This is a genomic window from Pseudomonas sp. LFS074 (genome assembly GCF_047978165.1).
Classification (GTDB): domain Bacteria; phylum Pseudomonadota; class Gammaproteobacteria; order Pseudomonadales; family Pseudomonadaceae; genus Aquipseudomonas; species Aquipseudomonas putida_P.
Genome location: NZ_JBFPFV010000001.1, coordinates 2,613,220 through 2,627,168, shown reverse-complemented (window position 1 = coordinate 2,627,168; position 13,949 = coordinate 2,613,220). Strand labels below are relative to the sequence as shown.

Genomic DNA, 13,949 nt, shown 5'->3' with positions numbered 1-13,949 from the left:
CCCTCGCCTCAGCGTGCTGCGGCTTGTTGCGCCGGGGCAGTCACCACTGGCATGCCCGCAGCCAGCCCGGCAGGGCTGCCGACGATCACCTGGTCACCTGGGCGCAAGCCCTCGGTGACTTGCCAGCGGGCACCGTGCATGGCACCGGTGCGCACACTGCGCGCCTCGGCAACCCCACCGATGCCCACCAGCATGACCCGCGCCTCGCCGTCGCTGCCGCGCTGGATGGCGCGCTGCGGCACAAGGATGGCCTGGTTATCGGTGCCTTGCGGGGTGCGCACGCGCACATACATGCCCGGCAGCAGGATGCCGTCGGCGTTGTCGAAGCGGCCGCGCAAGGTGACCTGGCCGGTGCCGCGGTCGACCGCGACGTCGGTGAACATCAGCGCCCCCTGGCGCTCGTAGTCGGTGCCTTCCACCTGGGCGGTCAGGGCCTGCTGATCACCGGCTGCCAGCGCACCCTCCTTCAGCGCCTGGCGCAGGCGCAGCGCGTCGGCGGCGGACTGGGTAAAGTCGACGTAAATCGGATCGAGTTGCTGGATGCGCGCCATCAGCGTGGCGTCGCCCTGCCCCACCAGCGCACCTTCGGTGACCAGTGCACGGCCGATACGGCCAGAGATCGGCGCCTTGACCGTGGCGTAGCCCAGGTTCAGGCGCGCGGTCTCGACATCGGCCTGGGCCGAACGCACAGCGGCCTGGCCGCTGCGCAGGTCGGCGCTGGCGGTGTCGAAGTCCTGCTGGCTGACTGCCTCGATCTTCACCAGCGGTTCGTAGCGGCGTACCCGCGCCTGGGCTTCGAACATGACCGACTGGGCCCTGGCCAGGTCGGCCTCGGCGCGTGCCAGCGCGGCCTTGAAGGGTGCCGGGTCTATCTGGAACAGCACATCGCCGGCTTTTACGTCGGCGCCTTCTTCGAAGCGCTTGTGCAGGACGATGCCGGCCACTCGGGCGCGAACCTCGGCCACCCGCATGGGTTCGACCCGGCCCGGCAGCGTTGCCGCCAAGGTCAGGGGTTCGCTGGCGACCGTGACGGTCTGGACCGGAAAGGCACTGTGGGCCGCAGACGGCGGCGCTTCAGCTTCGCCGCAGCCGGCCAGCGCGACTGCCGCCGCCAGGCAGCTGGCCATTCCTATTGCACGCAAGTTGCTCATGATTCACCCGAGCTTCAAATGGAAAAACGGCCCGAATGATATGAGCGAAGACAAAATGAGTCAATTTTGTCTCATTTGATACTTTGTTAAGAATTGTGAAGCTCGGCGTGACATCTTCGCCGCCTGGCAGATGCCACGTCAAACCTACAAGGGGAATCAACGAATCTGATGCTTGTGCAGCAAGCGATAAAAAGTCGGCCGCGAGATACCCAGCACCTTCGCCGCCACACTCAGGTTGTCACTGTGCCGGTTAAGCACATCGCACAGCGCCTGGCGCTCGGCGCGTTGCTTGTACTCCTCCAGCGTGCCCAGCGGCTGTTGCTCCTGGTCGAGTAGCTGCAAACCCAAGTCCTGCGCCTCGATCTGCCGTCCTTCGGCCAGCACCAGCCCGCGACGCACGCGGTTGGCCAGCTCGCGCACATTGCCCGGCCAGTCATGCCGGCCCATCGCGGCCAGGGCATGGTCGCTGAACGAACGCGGCCGGCGCCCGGTTTCCAGGCTGTAGAAATGGGCAAAGTGGCTTGCCAGCATGGACAGGTCACCATGCCGGTCGCGCAACGGCGCGGTCACCACCTGCAGCACGTTCAGGCGGTAATACAAGTCTTCGCGAAAACGCCCTTGCTCGATGGCCCGCTCCAGGTCCACATGGGTGGCCGCCAACACTCGCACATCCACTGGGATCGGCTGGCTGCCGCCCACCCGCTCGATGTGCTTCTCCTGCAGAAAACGCAGCAGGTTGGCCTGCAACTCCAGCGGCAGGTCACCGATTTCATCGAGAAACAGCGTGCCACCATGGGCCGCTTCGATGCGCCCGGCCTTGCGCTGATGCGCCCCGGTGAATGCGCCCTTTTCATGGCCGAACAGTTCGGACTGGATCAGATGCTCGGGGATCGCCCCACAGTTGATGGCGATGAACGGCTGCTCGCTGCGTTGCGACTGACGGTGCAGGGTGCGTGCCACCAGTTCCTTGCCGGTGCCGCTCTCACCACGGATCAGCACGGGCGATTCGGTGGGCGCCAGTTTGCCCAGCAACTTGCGCAGCTCACGGATCGGCCGGCTTTCGCCGAGCAACTCGTGGGTCGCCTCATCGACCTTGACCGCCCCCTTGCCGCGCAAACGGGCCATGCCGAAGGCGCGGCCCAGGGTCACCTGCACGCGGGAGACGTCGAACGGCAAGGTGTGGAAGTCGAAAAACCACTCACAAACAAAATCACCGAACGCCGGCATGCGCAGCTGTTCGGCGCTGAGCACGGCAATCCATTCGGTGTTGCTGCGCTTGATCATGTCCTTGACCGCATCCGGATGCCTCAGGTGCGTGGCCTGCAAGCGCAGCAGGCCTACATCGCAGGGATGGTCCAGCGCGGCCCCGAGCATACAGCTGTCCACATCCCAGCCTGCGTTGCGCAGGCCAGGCAATAAGCGGTGGCAGTCGTCGCAGGGGTCGACGATTAGCAAACGGCGTTGAGCGGCAGGCTGCTGCATGACCGATCCTTGGCGCCAGTTTTTGGTTTTTTGAAGTAAAACAGCAAGTTGTGGCGCCCGTTTAACAGTAGCAACGAAGTTGACAGTGCCCACTACCGTTTGTCTGCGGACGCATTTTTTTACAAAGTGCCCCGGGAATTTTCGCACTTTATCGACATCACATGGCGGCGCAGGCAACAACGAATATGCCTCTGACAAAAAAATTTACAACCAATGTGTGACTTGTCCCCGGACAACGAGCATCAGTACACATAACCCCGCGCTGCACTTCGCGATCATTGAGGCGACTTTGAAGCAACGCGGACTTCACTTCGATGTTTGGGACCATAGAGAGACCGAACCATGAATGCCCCGCTCCGTGTCAACGAAGCACTGCTGATTGCCGACCACGCCTTCGAACCTTTCCAGTGCGTAGCCTGGGATGCACCCAACGGTACTGGTGAGCTGAGCCTGGCAGTGATCGACCGGACCAGCACCCGCATCGGCGCCAAGCAAGTGTCCTCGCGTATCTACTCCGACCCGGCCCAATGGGCCAGCCTGATTGAAGAAGTGCGCGCCGAATTATGTGAAAAGGGTTACGACCTGCAACCGTGGTCGATGCCGAAGTAATATCGCCCGGTAAACCAAGTGCGTGCAGCGCCACGCACTTGTTCGGATGCAAAGTTGCTGTTCTGGCAACTTTTCCTGTTGCGACATAGTGTCGCGCCAGTACGGTTCAATCCACGACCTTGAAGTGTTGCAAGTGCTGATAATCGGCCTGCAACTGTTCTGCCAGGTGCTGCGCGCGGCCAACACGCACCGGCGCCAATTCCATATCCACCAGCAACGTTGCACAGGGCATGGGTTGAACAGTGTCCCAGCGCTGCAGACGACCGTCGGTAAACACCAGGCAGCGCACGGCTTCATCTGGATAGGCGCGCTGTCGTGCCTGTAGCCAGTGTCGGGCCTGCTCCAATGCACAAATCAGCGGCGTGCCGCCACCCGCACCCAACGCCTGCAGCCAGGGTTGCAAAGCCGACGAGGCCTTCAGGCCGTGGCGCTGCCACTGCGGTGTACGCCCGCTGGCGGTCAGCAACGCCAACCGGGCGCGCTGGCGGTAAGCCTGATCGAACAGCGCTGCCAGCAACCCTTTGGTCTGCGCCAGCGCCTGATGGCGACGGGTCGAGGCCGACGCGTCGACGATGACTAGCCACAGTTCTGCGGGCCGAGCCTGGCGCTGTTGCCAACACAGGTCCTGGCGCAGCCGTGGCCGCCCTTTGAGCAATGTCGGTAGCCAGGCCACCCGGCCGGCCGCCGCATTGCGACCGCGGCCACGGCTGGCCTCGCCCTGCTTGCCTGCACCAGGCCTTGCATCCGCCCCTTTGGCAGGTAGCTGGGGGATGCTCAGGGCTTTTTTGCCCAGTTCGGTACCTCGCGGCGTGCGCCGCTGGCCACCGGCTGCGCCGGCAATGCCCCCCAGTCGCCCTGCGCACCCTGTTCACCAGGGTTGCCGCCACCCGGTTGGCCGGGCTGCTGGTCAGGCTGCTGCGGCGCCGACGGCGTTTTGGCCTGGGGCATGACACGGCGGCGATGACGCAAGGCGAACTCGGCCACCGCTTCGACATCCACCTCTTCAATAGCCGCAGCACCGCGCCAGGCACAATGGGCGCGCGCCGCACGCAGCCAGACCAGGTCGGCGCGCAGGCCGTCGACGCCAGCGGCGTAGCAGCGCTCGGTAATCCAGGCCAGCGCCTGATCATCCAGGGCAATCTGGGCCAAGGCCTGGCGCGCCGCCTGGCAGCGCTCACGCAGTTGCGCCTGGGCCGTTGCCCATTGGTCACAGAATGCCTTGGGGTCACTGTCGAACGCCAGGCGCCGGCGAATGATCTGCTGCCGGGCCTCGGGCTCGGGCAAGCCTTCCAGCGCCACGTTCAGGCCAAAACGGTCGAGCAGTTGCGGGCGCAGCTCGCCCTCTTCCGGGTTCATGGTGCCGATCAGCACGAAGCGGGCATTGTGCCGGTGCGAGATGCCGTCGCGCTCGATGCGGTTGGTGCCGCTGGCAGCCACATCGAGCAACAGGTCAACCAACGTGTCCGGCAGCAGGTTGACCTCATCGACATACAGCACGCCACCGTCGGCTTGGGCCAGCACCCCTGGGGAAAACTGCGCCTTGCCCTGCCCCAGCGCGGCATCCAGGTCGAGGGTGCCGACCAGCCGCTCTTCACTGGCGCCCAATGGCAAGGTCACGAACGGGCCTTCGCCAAGCAGGTCAGCCAGGCCACGGGCCAGGGTGCTCTTGGCCATGCCACGCGGCCCTTCGATCAGCACGCCGCCGATCTTCGGGTCGATGGCGGTCAGGCATAGCGCCAGCTTCAGGTCGTCGGCACCGACCACCGCCGCCAGCGGAAATTGTACGGGTTCACTCATTTCAAGCCTGTTCCTCGCCGTCGAGCAGTTGTTCTTCGAGGGCTTCGCGGTAATTGCCCGGCGCCTGCCACAAACCGCGCTGCTGGGCCTCCAGCAGGCGCTCGGTGAGGTCGCGCAAGGCCTCGGGGTTGTGCTCGCGCATGAAATCGCGGGTGGCCGGGTCGAGCACGTAGGCATCGGCCAGCCCCTGATAATGATGGTCGTCGATCAGGTGCGTGGTGGCGTCGAAGGCGAACACGTTATCGACTGTCGCCGCCATCTCGAAGGCGCCCTTGTAGCCGTGACGCTTGACCCCGTCGATCCACTTCGGGTTGAGCGCACGGGCACGGATTACCCGGTTCAGCTCCTCCTTGAGGGTACGGATACGCGGTCGATCGGCCTGGCTGTGGTCGCCGTGGTAGCTGGCCACCGCCGCCCCGGACAGCGTTTCCGACGCTGCCAGCATACCGCCCTGGAACTGGTAGTAATCATTGGAGTCGAGCAGGTCATGCTCGTGGTTGTCCTGGTTTTGCAGCACCGCCTGCACCTTGGCCAGACGCTGGGCGAACTGGGCGCGGGCCGGGGTGCCATCGTCGCTGCCACCGTAGGCATAGCCGCCATGGTTGAGGTAGACCTCAGCCAGGTCGTCACGGCTGTGCCACAGCCGCCCATCAATGGCGTTCTGCACCCCGGCACCGTAAGCGCCGGGTTTGGCACCGAACACCCGCCAACCGGCCTGGCGAGCAGCTTGATCGGCGTCCACGCCTTGCGCCTGCAGCACTGCCCGCTCGCTGCGTACACGGGCAGCCAGGGGGTTGAGGTCGTCGGGCTCGTCCAGCGCGGCCACGGCCTGCACGGCGGCATCGAACAGACGGATCAGGTTACCGAACGCATCGCGGAAGAAGCCGGAAACGCGCAAGGTCACGTCTACACGCGGGCGGTCGAGCAAGCTCAGCGGCAGGATTTCGAAATCGTCCACGCGCTGGCTGCCAGTGGCCCACACCGGCCGCACGCCCATCAGCGCCATGGCCTGAGCAATGTCGTCGCCGCCAGTGCGCATGGTCGCCGTACCCCATACCGACAGGCCGAGCTGGCGCAGGTGATCGCCGTGGTCCTGCAGGTGGCGTTCGAGGATCAGGCTGGCCGAGGCGAAACCCAGGCGCCAGGCCGTGGTGGTGGGCAGGTTGCGCACGTCCACGGTATAGAAGTTGCGGCCGGTGGGCAGCACGTCGAGGCGCCCGCGGCTGGGTGCGCCGCTGGGGCCGGCGGGCACGAAGCGCCCCGCCAATGCCGCCAGCAGGCCATTCATTTCGGCAGTGCCGCAGGCGTCCAGGCTGGGTGCCACCGCGTCACGCAGGGCCTGAAGTACGTCGTGCACCGGCTGCCATTCACTTAGGGCGGGTAACGCTGCAGTGCCTTCCAGCGCCTGCCCGATCACCTGGTGTGCCAACAGTTCGAGGCGCTCGCGGGTATCGCCACACGTGCGCCAAGGGTCATTGCCGATGGCTTGCAGCTGTTCAGGGCGTGTACCCTGCCACGGCTGCCCAAGGTCACAGTCGAGCGGGTCGAAGCCCGGCACCAGTGCTTTGGCCAGCGCCCGCAGGAGGCTGGCATTGCCACCGCGACCGTCGCCACGCTCAACCCGCAACAGCGCCAGCAATGTATCCAGGCGCAGGCGCCCTTCAGGCGACTGCCCGAACACGTGCAGCCCATCGCGAATCTGCGATTCCTTGAGGTCACACAGGTAGGTGTCCAGGCGTGGCAGCCATACGGCGGCATCGTCCAATTGCCCTTCCAGTTGCAACTCGCGGTCGATGTGGTTGGCTTTTACCAGTTCGAGAATATCGCGCTGCAACTCGCGAGCACGCCGTGGGTCGAGCAGCTGCGCTTCGTAGAACTCATCAGCCAACTGTTCCAGGTGGCGCAGCGGCCCATAGGTTTCGGCACGGGTCAGCGGCGGCATCAGGTGATCGATGATCACCGCCTGGGTGCGGCGCTTGGCCTGAGCACCCTCGCCCGGGTCGTTGACGATGAACGGGTAGATGTTCGGCAGCGGGCCGAGCAGCGCATCCGGCCAGCACTGTGCCGACAACCCCACGCCCTTGCCGGGCAGCCACTCAAGGTTGCCGTGCTTGCCGACATGGATCACCGCGTCGGCGGCAAAGGCGTGACGCAGCCAGAAGTGAAACGCCAGGTAGCCGTGCGGCGGCACCAGGTCGGGGTCGTGGTACACCGCGCTCGGGTCCACCTGATACCCCCGCGCCGGCTGGATACCGACGAAAGTCAGGCCAAAGCGCAAGCCGGCGACCATCAGCCGGCCGCTGCGGTACATCGGGTCTTGCTCGGGCGGCCCCCAGCGTTCCAGCACGGCCTGGCGGTTGGCGTCGGGCAGGCGCTCGAATGCAGCCTGGTAGTCGGCCAGGCTCAGGCTCTGGGCGCAGGGGCGTTGGTCCAGGTGGTCAAGGTCGTTGGTCACGCCACCGAGCAGTTGGTGAATCAACTGCGTGCCGCTGCTCGGCAAATCGGCCAGCGGATAGCCTTCGGCCTGTAGCGCCTTGAGGATGTTCAGCGCCGCTGCCGGGGTGTCCAGGCCGACGCCGTTACCAATGCGGCCATCACGGGTCGGGTAATTGGCCAGCACCAGGGCAATACGCTTTTGGGCATTAGGCAGGCGCGCCAGCTCAACCCAGCGGCGGGCCAGCTCGGCGACGAAGTCCATGCGCTCGGGGTGCGCGCGGTAGCACACCACGTCGGACTGGCTGCGCTCGCTGCGCCAGGCCATGTCCTTGAAACTGACCGGACGGGTGATGATGCGCCCGTCCAGCTCCGGCAAGGCGATGTGCATGGCCAGGTCACGCGCGCCCAGGCCCTGCTCGCTGGCTTCCCAGCCGGGCTGGTTGTCTTGCGCGCAAATGGCCTGCAACACCGGGATGTCACGGCGCAACGGCCGCAGGTTGGGGCGCTCTGGGCTGGACAGGGCAAAGCCGGTGGTATTGACCAGCACTTCAGCGCCGACCTCGTCCAGCCAGGCTTCGACCTGCTCCAGGCAGGCGCTTTCCTTGAGGCTGGCCACGGCGATCGGCAACGGGTTCAGCCCGGCTGCTTGCAGGCGCTGGCAGAACACGTCGATGAAGGCGGTGTTGGCCGCCTGCAGGTGCGAGCGGTAGAACAACAGCGGCGTCACCGGGTAATCCGGGTGCCAGTGCGGGTACCAGTCTTCTAGCGCAACGCTCCCCTTGGCCGGGTGATACACGGCGGTGCGTGGCAAAGGCTGTGGCTCGTCCCAGGCGTAGTCACGGCCCAGCCACTGGCTGGCCAGGCAATTGAACAGGTTGATGGCATTGGCCTTGCCGCCCTGGCGCAGGTAGTGCCAGAGGCGTTCGGCCTGTTCGCCACAAACGTTACCCAAGCTGGTCAGTTCCGGGTCCGGGCGATCATCGCCCGGCACCAGAATCAGTTGCACGCCACGGGCGGCCAATTCGACCAGTTGCTCGACGCCGTAGCGCCAGTAGCCAACGCCACCGTGCAGCGACACCAGAATGACCTTGGCGTGGCGCAGCACCTGGTCGACGTACAAGTCGACCGAGGCATGGTTCTGCACCTGCATCGGGTTGGCCAGGCGCAGGCTGGGGAAGTCTTCAGGCAATTGCTCGGCGGTATCGGCGAGCAATGCCAGGTGCGAATCGCCGCTGCAGAGAATCACCAGCTCGGCGGGTGTCTGGCCGAGGTCGGCAATGCTGTCATCCGGCACGAAGCCGCCGGGCTGGGTCCGCAGCAGGTGCATGGGTCAGGCGCCCAGGGCCTGGCGCAGGCGCGCTTCCAGTTGAACAGCGTCAAGGTCCTGACCAATCAGCACCAGGCGGGTGATGCGCGGCTCGTCGTTGCGCCAGGCGCGATCGAAGTGCTTGTCGAAGCGGGTACCCACGCCTTGCACCAGCAGGCGCATCGGCTTGCCCGGGATGGCGGCGAAGCCCTTGGCACGCAGGATGCCGAACTCCACCACCAGTTGCGTCAGTGCGTCGAGCAGCAGGCTTTCGTCGGCCTCGGGCAGGTCGATGGAGATGGAATCGAAGGCGTCGTGGTCATGATCGTCATGGTCGTCGCCGTCGTGGTGCGTGTCGTGGTGGGTGCGGCGGCCATCGATGTGCGCCTCGGACTCGGCACCCACGCCCAACAGCACTTCCAGTGGCAGCTTGCCGCTGCTGGCCTCGATCACCTTGACGGCCGGCGGCAGTTCTTCAGCCACTTCGGCGCGCACCTTGGCCAGGCCTTCGGCGTCGATCAGGTCGGCCTTGTTCAGTACCACCAGGTCGGCGCTGGCCAGCTGGTCGGCGAACAGCTCGTGCAGTGGCGATTCATGGTCCAGGTTAGGGTCGAGTTTGCGCTGGGCATCGACCTGGTCCGGGTAGGCGGCGAAGGTGCCAGCGGCCACGGCCGGGCTGTCGACCACGGTGATGACCGCATCGACGGTGCAGGCGTTGCGGATTTCCGGCCACTGGAACGCTTGTACCAAAGGCTTGGGCAGGGCCAGGCCGCTGGTTTCGATCAGGATGTGGTCGAGGTCGCCACGGCGTGCCACCAGCTCGCGCATCACCGGAAAGAATTCTTCCTGCACGGTGCAGCACAGGCAACCATTGGCCAGTTCGTAGACGCGGCCGCTGGCTTCTTCCTCGGTGCAACCGATGCTGCACTGTTTGAGGATTTCGCCGTCGATGCCCAGCTCGCCGAATTCGTTGACGATAACCGCGATGCGGCGGCCTTGGGCGTTGTCGAGCATGTGGCGCAGCAAGGTGGTCTTGCCCGAGCCGAGGAAGCCGGTGACGATGGTGACGGGGAGCTTGGCCAGTGTTTTCATGTCGCATTGCCCTTGGCAGTGTGGCGCGGGCATGCAGGACGACAGCCACGGGCCAGAGGTTGGCCGAGCTTGTTCGCCACCGGATCACCCCGCCCGGTTGAAAGTCGAAAACGTGACGAGGCAGGTCTCCTGGCTCGCACCGTTCCAGGCCCCCGTTCGGTTGAACAGCGGGCTGGCGGGATGACGCCTTCCCGCGCGCTGGCGCAGTGGCAGTGTCGATCCGTTGTCGGTGCTTACAGTTGCGGGGGCAGCCGCGGCGTGTACCGCGTTCCCATCTTAGCTTCGGCCTGGCCGAAGAACCTCGAACTGGCAAGGCTACGCAGTGGCTGGCGGGTGGTCAACCATTGCGGCGGGCTGGTCGACCACTCTTGGTTCTACTGCGTTACAGTAGCGACTCTGCCCACGGTCAAGGACGTCCCATGCCCCTCGCCCCCGCCATACCCGTACTGCGCATCTTCTCGGTCGACAAGGCCAAGGAGTTCTACCTCGATTTCCTCGGTTTCAGCCTGGACTGGGAGCATCGTTTCAGCCCGGACCTGCCGTTGTACGTACAGATTCACCGCGACGGCCTGATCCTGCACCTTTCCGAGCACCATGGCGATGCATGCCCCGGTTCTACCGTGTTCGCCCGCATCGACGACCTGCGCGCGCTGGAGCGCGAGCTGCAGGACAAACAGTACGGTTACGCCCGGCCAGAGGCCGAGCGCCTGGACTGGGGCCTGCAGATGCAGGTGTGGGACCCGTTCGGCAACCGCCTGCGCTTTTGCCAGCAGATCGATGACGAGGCCAACCCGTGAAGGCACTGGGCAAACGCGAAATGGCCCGCCTGGAGCGGGAGCTGGTGGCGTGCCTGACCGATGCCTGCGAAACCGCCAAGGCGCAGATCGTCGGTTTCAGCTGGCTCACTCACCGCCTCGACCCCGAGGACTTTCCGGGCAGCCTTCGTATTACCTGGGTATTTGAGCAAGAGGCCGACAAAGCCGCTGCCGTCGCGGGCGAAGCGAAGGCGCACATGCTGGCGTTGACCCGCCATGCACTGGAGCAAGCCGGCATACAGCTGGACCATCCGGCCTGGCATGTGCGGTTCGACAGTGAACAAGCCTGCGCGCACGGCCACGCCGGGGACTGGGCTAAACGCTTGCAGGCGCAACGCTGAGGCCCCAACCGGCGGCCGGTGCTTTACCCGGCCCCGGACGGTCCGTTAGGCTACGCGCTCTCTAATTACGAGGTGTTCGTCCAATGCGCCATTGATGCCGCCGTCCGTTCGACGGCCAGTCTTCAGCCTCCGGCTCGCTCCGGAGATGTCGCGGCATTTGTGGAGTTGTGCATGACGAACACGTCGATTCTGACGCTGGACAGCGTCTCCTTGGCCTTGCCTGATGGCAGGCTGCTGTTCAGCAACCTCAACGAAACCTTCGACCAACGCCGCACCGGCCTGGTCGGGCGCAATGGCGTGGGCAAAAGCCTGCTAGGGCAGATTCTTGCCGGCCAGCGTGAACCCAGCAGCGGCCATTGCCGGCGCCTCGGGCCTGTCCATTTGCTGGACCAGCAAGTCATCGAGCGCAGCGCCACGCTTGCCGACCTGGCCCAAGTGGGGCCGGTGATTGCGGCGCTGGAGCGTATCGAGCAAGGCAGCATCCAGCCCCACGATTTCGACACCGTTGGCGAGCGCTGGGATATCCGCGAGCAATTGCAACGCCAGCTTCAGGGCCACGGCCTGGGCCAACTCGACTGGCGCCAGCCCGCACGGAGCCTGAGCGGCGGCCAGGCCATGCGCGTGGCGCTGATTGGCGCGTGGCTCAGCGATGCCGACTACCTGATCCTCGACGAGCCAAGCAATCACCTGGACAGCGACGCCCGTGCCCAACTGCTGAGCATGATCGAAGCCTGGGACCGTGGCTTGCTGGTGATCAGCCACGACCGCAGCCTGCTGGCGCACATGGCACGCATTGTTGAATTATCCAGCCTGGGTTTGCAGGGCTATGGTGGCAACTACAGCATCTATGCAGCGCAAAAAGCCAACCAGACGGCGCAGGCCCAGCAGCACCTTGCCCGGCTGAAGCAGGCGCAGCTACGCCAGGCCCGTGAACTGCAGCGCCAGCGCGAAGACCTGGAGCGCCATCAGGCGCGGGCCGGGCGCCAGGCCAAGCACGCCAACCAGGCCAAGATCCTGGTCGACCGCCAGCAGGAGCGCAGCCAGTCCACTGCTGGCAAGCAGCGCCGCGACCATCGCGATGCCCAGCAAGCGTTGGTGGGTAAAGTACGTGACGCCGCCCGTGAGGTCGAGCAAGAAAGCGCTATTACCTTGCACGCGCCTACACCTCAGCGTCATCCAGGCCGAGAAGTGTTGGCCTTGCAGGCACTTCGCTTGCCCCATGGCACCCGCAAACCGCTTGACCTGCGTGTGTGCCTGGGCCAGCGCGTGGGGCTGATCGGCGCCAATGGCAGTGGCAAGTCCACCCTGCTCAGGCTGCTGAACGGGGAGTTGCCGGCACCGCCCGACAATGTGCGCCTCAGTGGCGAAACCGCCCTGCTCGACCAGCACTGCAACACGCTAGCGGGCCACGGCAGCGTGCTCGAACACCTGCGCCAAGCCAACCCGATGCTGGCCCAGGGCGAGTTGCGCAGCCGCCTGGCGCAATTGGGCCTGGATGCGGCCCGTGTCGAACTGCCCAGCAGCCTGCTCAGCGGCGGCGAGCGGATGAAGGCGGCGCTGGCCGCCGTGCTATACCGCGAACGGCCGCTCGACCTGTTGCTGCTGGACGAACCCGGCAACCACCTGGACCTGCCATCGCTGACAGCCCTGGAACGCATGCTTGGGCAATTTCGCGGGGCGCTGATGGTGGCGTCCCATGATGCGGTATTGCTGGAAAACCTGGCGCTCGATGAATACCTGCACTTGTAGGCGCAGCCATGTGCTGCGAAAAATGCATCGCACGCTATCAATTCGTGACTGGCCGTTCCCGATCCGCCAAGGATGTATTAAGGTGGCATGGTGCGCATATAACAGCAGCCCGAGCGATCGGGCACTTGCAAGACAATGAGGGTGTCATGAGCAACGAAAGCATTAATTGGGACAAGCTGGGTTTCGACTACATCAAGACCGACAAACGCTACCTGTCCGTATGGCGCAATGGCGAGTGGGACAAGGGCACCCTGACCGAAGACAACGTACTGCACATCAGTGAAGGCTCCACGGCCTTGCACTATGGCCAGCAGTGCTTCGAAGGCCTGAAGGCCTACCGTTGCAAGGACGGCTCGATCAACCTGTTCCGCCCAGACCAGAACGCCGCTCGCATGCAGCGCAGCTGCGCTCGCCTGCTGATGCCGCACGTGCCGACCGATGTGTTCATCGAAGCGTGCAAGCAAGTGGTCAAGGCCAACGAAAAATTCGTGCCACCGCACGGCAAAGGCGCCCTGTACCTGCGCCCGTTCGTGATCGGCACCGGCGACAACATTGGCGTGCGCACCGCCCCCGAGTTCATCTTCTCGGTGTTCGCCATCCCGGTTGGTTCGTACTTCAAGGGCGGCATGAAGCCGCACAACTTCCAGATTTCCAGCTTCGACCGTGCCGCCCCGCAAGGCACCGGCGCAGCCAAGGTCGGCGGCAACTACGCTGCCAGCCTGCAACCGGGTGCTGAAGCGAAGAAAGCCAACTTCGCCGACGCCATCTACCTCGACCCGCTGACCCACACCAAAATCGAAGAAGTCGGTTCGGCCAACTTCTTCGGCATCACCGCCAACAACGAGTTCGTCACCCCGAAATCGGCCTCGGTGCTGCCAGGCATTACCCGCCTGTCGCTGATGGAACTGGCGCAATCGCGCCTGGGCCTGACCGTGATCGAAGGCGATGTCGAAATCAGCAAGCTGGACCGCTTCATCGAAGCTGGCGCCTGCGGTACCGCTGCGGTGATCACCCCGATCGGCGGCATCGAGTACAACGGCAAGCTGCACGTGTTCCACGACCTGGAAAAGGTCGGCCCGGTTACCCAGAAGCTCTACAACGAGCTGACCGGCATCCAGAGCGGTGACGTTGAAGCACCGGCTGGCTGGATCGTCAAAGTCGCCTGAGGCGC

At 64.9% G+C, this 13,949-nt stretch carries 11 protein-coding genes and 1 riboswitch; of the genes, 5 read left to right on the top strand and 6 right to left on the bottom strand.

Annotated elements, in window-relative coordinates; all coding sequences use genetic code 11:
* Nucleotides 1-8: 8 nt before the first annotated feature.
* A complete protein-coding gene (locus ACNQP3_RS12100; protein ID WP_012272070.1) occupies nucleotides 9-1,151 on the bottom strand; it encodes a MexC family multidrug efflux RND transporter periplasmic adaptor subunit in 1,143 nt (380 codons plus the stop codon).
* A 156-nt stretch (nucleotides 1,152-1,307) separates the two neighbouring features.
* Nucleotides 1,308-2,633 (bottom strand): sigma-54 dependent transcriptional regulator, encoded by a 1,326-nt coding sequence (locus tag ACNQP3_RS12095; protein ID WP_012272069.1) that lies wholly within the window; start codon nucleotides 2,631-2,633, stop codon nucleotides 1,308-1,310.
* Nucleotides 2,634-2,975: 342 nt separating this feature from the next.
* Between ACNQP3_RS12095 and ACNQP3_RS12090 the strand changes: the two genes are divergently transcribed.
* The gene (locus ACNQP3_RS12090) at nucleotides 2,976-3,242 is read left to right on the top strand and encodes a hypothetical protein (RefSeq protein WP_003247923.1); all 267 of its coding nucleotides are present in this window, start codon (nucleotides 2,976-2,978) and stop codon (nucleotides 3,240-3,242) included.
* 106 nt (nucleotides 3,243-3,348) lie between these two features.
* Here ACNQP3_RS12090 and ACNQP3_RS12085 read toward each other — a convergent pair whose 3' ends face one another.
* The 4 genes from ACNQP3_RS12085 to cobW form a co-directional block, all read right to left on the bottom strand.
* Nucleotides 3,349-3,915 carry a vWA domain-containing protein gene (locus ACNQP3_RS12085; protein WP_060494048.1) on the bottom strand — a complete coding sequence of 189 codons (567 nt, stop codon included), beginning with the start codon at nucleotides 3,913-3,915 and terminating at the stop codon, nucleotides 3,349-3,351.
* 101 nt (nucleotides 3,916-4,016) lie between these two features.
* Complete coding sequence (locus ACNQP3_RS12080; RefSeq protein WP_264317078.1) at nucleotides 4,017-5,039, bottom strand: ATP-binding protein; 1,023 nt, start codon at nucleotides 5,037-5,039, stop codon at nucleotides 4,017-4,019.
* Between the two features lies 1 nt (nucleotide 5,040).
* A complete protein-coding gene (gene cobN / locus ACNQP3_RS12075; protein WP_264317077.1) occupies nucleotides 5,041-8,802 on the bottom strand; it encodes a cobaltochelatase subunit CobN in 3,762 nt (1,253 codons plus the stop codon).
* A gap of 3 nt (nucleotides 8,803-8,805) precedes the next feature.
* On the bottom strand, nucleotides 8,806-9,873 hold the full coding sequence (gene cobW, locus ACNQP3_RS12070) for a cobalamin biosynthesis protein CobW (RefSeq protein ID WP_012272065.1): 1,068 nt from the start codon (nucleotides 9,871-9,873) through the stop codon (nucleotides 8,806-8,808).
* A 101-nt stretch (nucleotides 9,874-9,974) separates the two neighbouring features.
* A riboswitch (cobalamin riboswitch) is annotated at nucleotides 9,975-10,192 on the bottom strand.
* A gap of 100 nt (nucleotides 10,193-10,292) precedes the next feature.
* On the opposite strand from cobW, the gene ACNQP3_RS12065 reads away from it, so the two are divergent.
* From ACNQP3_RS12065 to ACNQP3_RS12050, 4 genes are all read left to right on the top strand, one after another.
* Nucleotides 10,293-10,670 (top strand): glyoxalase superfamily protein, encoded by a 378-nt coding sequence (locus ACNQP3_RS12065; RefSeq protein WP_012272064.1) that lies wholly within the window; start codon nucleotides 10,293-10,295, stop codon nucleotides 10,668-10,670.
* On the top strand, nucleotides 10,667-11,029 hold the full coding sequence (locus tag ACNQP3_RS12060; RefSeq protein ID WP_012272063.1) for a hypothetical protein: 363 nt from the start codon (nucleotides 10,667-10,669) through the stop codon (nucleotides 11,027-11,029). The genes ACNQP3_RS12065 and ACNQP3_RS12060 overlap by 4 nt, the downstream gene beginning before the upstream one ends.
* Before the next feature lie 171 nt (nucleotides 11,030-11,200).
* Nucleotides 11,201-12,778 carry an ATP-binding cassette domain-containing protein gene (locus tag ACNQP3_RS12055; protein ID WP_264317076.1) on the top strand — a complete coding sequence of 526 codons (1,578 nt, stop codon included), beginning with the start codon at nucleotides 11,201-11,203 and terminating at the stop codon, nucleotides 12,776-12,778.
* 146 nt (nucleotides 12,779-12,924) lie between these two features.
* On the top strand, nucleotides 12,925-13,944 hold the full coding sequence (locus ACNQP3_RS12050) for a branched-chain amino acid aminotransferase (RefSeq protein WP_060494052.1): 1,020 nt from the start codon (nucleotides 12,925-12,927) through the stop codon (nucleotides 13,942-13,944).
* Nucleotides 13,945-13,949 lie beyond the last annotated feature (5 nt).

Bases quoted from the DNA above. Each gene is read 5' to 3' on its own strand.
- ACNQP3_RS12100 (WP_012272070.1), bottom strand. From the start codon at position 1,151: ATGAGCAACTTGCGTGCAATAGGAATGGCCAGCTGCCTGGCGGCGGCA.
- ACNQP3_RS12095 (WP_012272069.1), bottom strand. From the start codon at position 2,633: ATGCAGCAGCCTGCCGCTCAACGCCGTTTGCTAATCGTCGACCCCTGC.
- ACNQP3_RS12090 (WP_003247923.1), top strand. From the start codon at position 2,976: ATGAATGCCCCGCTCCGTGTCAACGAAGCACTGCTGATTGCCGACCAC.
- ACNQP3_RS12080 (WP_264317078.1), bottom strand. From the start codon at position 5,039: ATGAGTGAACCCGTACAATTTCCGCTGGCGGCGGTGGTCGGTGCCGAC.
- cobN (WP_264317077.1), bottom strand. From the start codon at position 8,802: ATGCACCTGCTGCGGACCCAGCCCGGCGGCTTCGTGCCGGATGACAGC.
- cobW (WP_012272065.1), bottom strand. From the start codon at position 9,873: ATGAAAACACTGGCCAAGCTCCCCGTCACCATCGTCACCGGCTTCCTC.
- ACNQP3_RS12065 (WP_012272064.1), top strand. From the start codon at position 10,293: ATGCCCCTCGCCCCCGCCATACCCGTACTGCGCATCTTCTCGGTCGAC.
- ACNQP3_RS12055 (WP_264317076.1), top strand. From the start codon at position 11,201: ATGACGAACACGTCGATTCTGACGCTGGACAGCGTCTCCTTGGCCTTG.
- ACNQP3_RS12050 (WP_060494052.1), top strand. From the start codon at position 12,925: ATGAGCAACGAAAGCATTAATTGGGACAAGCTGGGTTTCGACTACATC.